1 protein-coding gene and 1 pseudogene are annotated in these 1,340 nt (G+C 43.2%); both read left to right on the plus strand.

The genetic code is table 11. The features are described 5' to 3' along the window. Nucleotides 1-10 precede the first annotated feature (10 nt). Nucleotides 11-997, plus strand: coding sequence for a MobA/MobL family protein (locus GT508_RS14380; protein ID WP_442873220.1), 987 nt, complete (start codon nt 11-13; stop codon nt 995-997). After that, a pseudogene (locus tag GT508_RS14505) lies at nt 998-1,340 on the plus strand (DUF6040 family protein); the annotation flags it as partial.

Raw genomic sequence — 1,340 nt, forward strand, 5'->3', positions numbered from 1 at the left:
CGGAAATATCGTGATTGATGAATCCCATCCGAACTGGTGGCAGGATAAGAAAAACCCTGACCGTCATGGAATCCGTATCCCTGTATTAGATGAAAACGGAATCCAGAAGATTGGTGCAAGAAACCGCCTGCAATGGAAACGGGTACTGACCGATGCTACGGGATGGAACAATCCAAAAAACTGTGAACTGTGGCGGAGCGAGTGGGCAAAGGTGTGTAATGAACATCTGCCTTTGCATAATCAGGTCGATCACCGTTCTTATGAAAAACAGGGAAAACTCCAGATTCCTACCATCCATGAAGGCGCTGACGCAAGAAAGATTGAACAAAAGTTTCTTGCCGGGCAGGAAATAAAAGGTTCGTGGAAAGTAGCGGAAAATCAAATCATAAAACAACAAAACACGTTATTGCAAAAGATACTGGACACCTTTGGGAAAGTATCTGGTGCATTATCATTATGGAAGGAGCGATTAAATGACATTAGAAGAAAGCCGGGAAATTATACCCTTAATGGAATCTATGATTGGGCAAATCGAAGAACAGCAGACCTTAATGGCAGAAATGCTTCTGGAAATGCAGAACCGGGACACCCAACTCTCTCTTATGCAGGAACAGAATCAGAAATTGCAAAAATTAAACAGCGAGTTATCCGAGCTGCTCAACATTTTGCCAAATACCGAGGAACTGCTTTCCAAGATGGAAGAACAGAAAACGAAGATAGAACTTTTGGAAAACGAAAATCAGCAATGGCAGATATTGGCACAGAAGCTGAACAGCGAAAACAGTTTATTACTGAAACAGAACACCGAATTGCTGAACTGGAACAGCAAATAAGGAAAGGACGTGATATAGATGAACGAATCCAGAGAATCAAAGAACGCCGAACAGTTGGAAGAACTTCTGCTCTTGACCGAGGAGATACAAGAAGAGTTGGAACAGAAAGACCAGCTTATCGTGGAACTGAAGACGCAGCTCAACGANGAAAGGACGTGATATAGATGAACGAATCCAGAGAATTAAAGAACGCCGAACAGTTGGAAGAACTTCTGCTCTTGACCGAGGAGATACAAGAAGAGTTGGAACAGAAAGACCAGCTTATCGTGGAACTGAAGACGCAGCTCAACGAATCTCTGACCTTGAACGAGAAATTAAACAAAGAGAACAGAGCCGGGAATATTCAAGCATTAAAGAACGACTTGAAGCTGGCAGACAGAGCATTGCGGAGCGAGAAAGAGAAGCTGCGAAGCGCAAACGTCACGATAGAGGAATGTCAAGATAAAATACGATGCTTAACACAACAACGGGATTATGCCCGGACACATCAGAAAATCGTAGAGATAC

It is taken from the genome of Dorea sp. BIOML-A1 (assembly GCF_009875615.1).
Lineage (GTDB): Bacteria > Bacillota > Clostridia > Lachnospirales > Lachnospiraceae > Dorea_A > Dorea_A amylophila.